Source organism: Agreia sp. (genome assembly GCF_964263775.1).
In the GTDB taxonomy this organism is placed as follows: Bacteria; Actinomycetota; Actinomycetes; order Actinomycetales; family Microbacteriaceae; genus Agreia.
On the sequence record NZ_CAXVWM010000108.1, the window covers coordinates 1 to 5,265 of the forward strand.

General features: G+C 63.0%; 4 protein-coding genes. 1 reads left to right on the top strand and 3 read right to left on the bottom strand.

What is annotated here, in order from left to right:
* The 3 genes from ACE5CZ_RS08260 to ACE5CZ_RS08270 all read right to left on the bottom strand — a co-directional run.
* Positions 1 to 851 (bottom strand): amidohydrolase family protein (locus ACE5CZ_RS08260; protein ID WP_374946850.1); only part of this gene is annotated, 851 nt, incomplete at its 3' end.
* Between the two features lie 46 nt (positions 852 to 897).
* Entirely contained in the window at positions 898 to 1,857 is a 960-nt protein-coding gene (locus tag ACE5CZ_RS08265; protein WP_374946851.1) for a glutathione S-transferase family protein, read from the bottom strand.
* Positions 1,858 to 1,876: 19 nt separating this feature from the next.
* On the bottom strand, positions 1,877 to 4,081 hold the full coding sequence (locus ACE5CZ_RS08270; RefSeq protein WP_374946852.1) for a TonB-dependent receptor: 2,205 nt from the start codon (positions 4,079 to 4,081) through the stop codon (positions 1,877 to 1,879).
* A gap of 69 nt (positions 4,082 to 4,150) precedes the next feature.
* Between ACE5CZ_RS08270 and ACE5CZ_RS08275 the strand changes: the two genes are divergently transcribed.
* Positions 4,151 to 5,265, top strand: a 1,115-nt coding sequence (locus ACE5CZ_RS08275) for an MFS transporter (protein ID WP_374946853.1), incomplete at its 3' end; no start/stop codon positions are given.

Consider the following 5,265-nt stretch of genomic DNA (forward strand, 5'->3'; position numbering starts at 1 on the left):
ACGCGCAGGCAGAAGTCGAGCGGCGCCCTCGTGTTCATTCCGCTGGTTGTGCAATATACGTTACGCGCGAAGTACTCGCTCGGCAGCATCTCAAGGCGCTTCATCCCCAGCGGCTCAAGTCCACCGCGTCGCAGAATGTTCTGATATCGGTTGTCCAACCGATCCAGCCAGAAGGGGATGGCCTCCCCTAGATGTCCGAGCACCAGCTTGAGGTCGGGGAAGGCGTCGAAGACGCCGCCGAGGATCATACGTACTGCGTGCAGGGAGGCGTCTGCGCCGAAGCCCCAGAGGGCCCCCATCATGCCGTATCTGGAATAGGGCTCGATGATGCCCTCAGGCGGAAAACTGGGATGCAGGTAGAGCGGGACGTTGTGCGCAACAACTGCGCCTAGGATCGGCCAGAACTTCTCGTCGTCGAGATACTCCCCGTGGGTGTGCGAGTTTATGATCACCCCGTTCAGCCCGAGCGAGCCCACAGCACGCTCTATTTCTTCAACCGCACGCGTTGGCGATTGTGGCGCGACGGCGGCGAGGCCGGCGAAGCGCGTAGGATGGCGCGCGACCGCGGCGGCAAGCCCATCGTTAGCGATGATCGCGAGTTCGGTTCCCAAATCGGCATCGAACGCCTGCACGCCTGGGCCGGTGATGCCCAGCAGGTGCATGTCGACCCCGAACTCATCCATCTCGGCGAGGCGGTAGTCGAGGTCGGTTAACTGTCTCACGGCGAGGGGCTGACGGTAGTAAATGCCGAGGTAGCGCGAGACGGCCGTGTCGACCGAAGCGGTGAGCTTGAGGAACTCGGTGATGTATTCGGCGGGGGCGAACGCCTCCTCCGTCGCGATCAGTCGCATGAACTGCTCCGTCGTGTTCTGGGCCCGAGACCCGTCGATTCGTTCTTCAGAACATTGCTCCCGGCCATTCGACTACCGCGCTGCGTATCGCGGGCAAGCCCTCCGTAGCTGCCGCGAAAGCCTCGACCCGCAGCAAACGTCCGCCTTCCCAGAAGGTCGAAACGCCGGTGTTCCCCATGCGCAGCAGCTCGATTCCCCAGAACAGGTCCGCCATGGTCACAACAGCACCATAGAGGAACGGCCCTTCGACCTCACCGAGGCTTCGCTCCAGGTCCACGACTGAACGCTCGGCGCGATCATACGCCTCTCGCATCGCCTCGGGCGTGAACAGGTTCTCCGCTGCAGAAAGCTCCTTGGCCCGCTTGGCTTGGTAGGCCGCCAAGAGCCGGGGCTCGGCCACGTTCTGGGCCATGTAACGGTCGCACCAAGCTACCTTGCGCCGTGAGAAAGCGCCGCCGACATCGCTTGCCGTTCTGGCTGCCTCCGTCGTCGTGGGCGTGCGTCCCATCAGAAGCTGGTAGTTTGGGAGATCGTCGACGATCGCAAGCTGTTCGTCGATCCTGGAGACAAGGGGAGAAGGCCGCAGGCGGAGATCCTCCGGTCCCTGGTTGTCGAGATGGATGCAGATCCTTTTAGAATCTACCAGAACCCCACCGTCCCGCCAGTCGATGAGCGTGGGCACGACGGCGCCGTCGCATCCGGCATGCGCCGCCGTGCTCCCGGTGTGGCGGGACACGAGCGAGCCACCAAAGCGCTCGCAGCCTACCATCCGCAGTCTGACATACGCCGGTAGATACGTCTGCCCCTCGAACATGTTCAGGACGTGACTGGCGTAGGGGAGACCATGATGCGCCAGGACCGCCCGGACCTTGTGCGAGCAGATGGAGTTGGCCGCGTGGAAGAGTTCAAATCTCGGAGCGGTGTCCGGTTCGCCCCCATGTGGGGGTCCATCGCTTCCGAGCGCGTCACGCGCATCCGCGACCAATGATTCCATCGCGTCCCTCATGAGCGCCTATCCATCTACCTTAGAACCGCACCCGGACGGCCGCACCATAAACGCGGGGCTCGTAGGTGTATGCAGCCTCAAGGCCGACCGATGTGATGCTAGCGGCCTGTCCGATCACGCGCTTGTTCAACAGGTTTCGGACGAACAGGGTGCCGGTCACCCCGTCGGAAAGCGACGTCCAGCTCGCCGACGCGTTCACGGTGTCGTACGCCGGCTGCCGTGCGAAGTTGTCGGCCTCGAAGAAGTAGTCGCCGCTGTGACTTTCAGTGGCGCTCAGGCTGATCGTCCCGAAGTCCAGCTTCTTGGTGTAGGTCGCGGTGATGCTCGCGCTGAAGTTCTGGGCGAGCTGCAAGCGGTTGCCGGAGGCGTCGGTCCGCGTGGGATCGTTGGCGATGCCGCCGGTCGCCAAGGGAACGATGAACTGGGCGCCCACATAGCGGTTGTAAGCGCTATGCAGCACCGAGACACCGCCACTCAGCCGGAATTCAGGGGTGACCCGCGCCTCGAAGTCCGCGTCCAGCCCGTATATCTCGGCCGAGGCGGCATTCGTTAGCACCATCGCGCCATTGACGAACTTGCTGAGCTGGAGATCCTTGTAAGTGTAGTAGAAGGCCGCCGCGTTCAATCGCAGGGTGCGATCGAACAACTCGGTTTTCAGCCCGGCCTCGTAGGCGTCGAGCTGCTCGGGCTGGTACGACGGGGCGGTCGGCACGGACACATTGTACCCCCCGCTCTTGATTCCCCGATTATACGAAAGGTAGCCCAGCACGTCGTCGCTGAAGCGATGGTCCAACGAGACGCGCCACGAGGGCTTTTTGAACGTGAACTCGCCGACGACCGGCGGATGAACGGCGGGATTAAACGAACCGTTGTTACGGACCGCAGTGGTTGTCCCGACGAAGGACCGCTTCTCGATGGTGTAGCGCGCGCCCAAGGTCAGGCGTGTGTCAGGAAGGATGGTGAAGTCGATCTGTCCGAACGGAGCGAAGGACCGCGCCTTTTCCTTGTCGTTGACGCTCGTGGAGGCGTTGGACGTCGGCAGCGGCGCTAGGATACCGTAGAATTTGCGGTAGAACGGGGCGAAGTCGAGGGTGTAGTAGAGGTAGTAGGCCCCCGTCGACCAGTGGAAGTCGCGGTCGGAATCGGACGCTATCAGCAGTTCCTGAGAGAACATATTCGACCGATTGGTGCCGTAGTTCTCTTGGCCTAGTGTGGGCGTTCCATCGATGTCCCACTGCGCGGTCGCCTTAGCGCTGCGATAGGCCGTCGTACTCGTGACCTTGACGCCCCCGAGATCGTGGACGATCCGTCCGCTGGCTCCGCCCGCCTTGAGGGTCAGTGTCGAGTCGATGTTGTTGCCGCTGTCGTAGACATTCCCCGTATCGACAAATCCGGGCAGGCGCTCCGTCGTTCCCGGATAGGGACGGTAGTACGGGCCATTGTCCTCGTTCTTGCTCTGATAGTCCCCGATGATTGTGATCTCGGTGCGGGTTCCGGGAGTGAACAGCAGCTTACCCCGCAAGGACCAGTTGTCGTGGATTTTATAAGTATCGTGCTTGGTGGTCGGGTTGTACCCCCATCCGTTGCCCTGCGTAGTGTAGCTGCCTGACAGGCTGGCCGCGACGTTACTCGTAAGTCCACCGGTGAGGTACGCGTCGGTCTTCAGCGTGGCGTAATTGTCGACACTGGCCCCGAGTTCGGCCTTGAATGCCTGAGAGGGGGCGCGGGTCGTTATCTGGAACACGCCCCCGGTCGCGTTCCGACCGAATAACGTCCCTTGGGGTCCCTTGAGCACGGCAATCTGTTCGATGTCGTTCAGTTCGCGCAGGCCCTCGCGCTGGAACGGATAGTACACGCCGTCGATGTACAGGGCGACGGGGTTCTCTGCGAAGTTGGCGGATGTACCGACGCCGCGGATCGACGGCTGGAAGGCGCCGACGGTGGTACGGATGTTCACGCCCGGTACCGCCACTCCGAGCTGCGTGGTGGAGATCACGCCGGAGGTCGCGAGCTGCCCTCCGCTGATGGCGGTCACCGCGATCGGAACGTCCTGCACGTTCTGGACGCGCTTCTGAGCGGTCACGACGATCTCCTCGAGCTGGCCGCTGTCCCTCGGCAACTGCGCCGCTTGCGACTGATCGGGCGCCTGTGGCGGGGCTTCTTGCGCGGCCGCCATCGCCGGCAAAGCCGCAAGGATCGTGATCGTCGAGCATCCGAAGCGCATTTCATTTCCTCCCTAACTGCCATGCGACTTATTGATCGCCGGACGACGCAGTGCGTCAGGCGGTGTCGCTTGATTCCGCCGCCGACTTATCGGCGTCAGGGCCAGCAGAACGATGGCAAGTGGACCTGCGCGATTGATTTTCGGTATCGCAAACTACGCGGCTGCATATGGCTCACAACTATCGACCATCCGACCACGCGCGCAGCACGCGATACCGTCACGGTATCGTGCGTAGTCAATATGGTCCTTCTGGGTCAGCTTTCGGAAGTCCATGCCCGGGTGGGATCAGGGATCGCGCGGACCATGACGCGGCTGAGCCTCGAAGGGGACAGCATGTCGGAACTGCCGGTGGTCGATGTAGAAGACGTGATAGAGTGCCAGCGGATGGGCCGGGGGATGATTACTCTCCTTGTCATCGCCACGCTTGCCTTGGTGAGCGATGGCTTCGACCTCGCTGCCATCGGATATGTGGGTCCCGAACTCGTAAAGGCGTGGCACGTCACCCCAGGCGACTTGGTGCCGGTGTTCTCCGCAGGCATCGTCGGTCTGGCCCTCGGGGCGCCCATCTTCGGCTTCCTTGGCGATCGTCACGGGCGGAAGAGGGCCATTCTGGGAAGCCTCGCACTCGTCGGGACGCTGACCCTCGCTTCCAGCATCGCATCGTCGCTCCACCAGCTACTCGTGCTGCGATTCCTCACCGGCATCGGCATCGGCGGCGTGATCCCCAACGTCATAGCCTTGGTCGCCGAGCTGTCGCCCAGTCGGCTCCGCGGGCGGGCCGTCGTCCTCGTCACCCTAGGCGTGGCCGCGGGCATCGCTCTCCCCGGACTCGTGTCGGCGGCGCTGGTGCCGCGCTTCGGTTGGCAGGTGCTTCTCGTGGCTGGCGGAACGCTGCCCCTGGTGGTCGCCCTCATCGCGTGGGCTCGCCTGTCGGAGTCGCTTCGCTTCGTCGTCGAACGCGGCGGTCAACAGCATCGTGCCCGGAGGCTGGCGGCCCTCATGCGTCCGGACCTGCGGATCGGCACTCAGACTCTGGTCGTCTCAAGTGGCTCTGCCCCGACTGCCCGCCGCGGCTCGCTGCGCGAACTGTTCGCGCGCCAGCTAGTCATTGCGACGCCATTGTTGTGGTTCCTGAACGCCGCTAATCAGATGGCCAACTTCTTCTCGCTGACCTGGTTACCTAC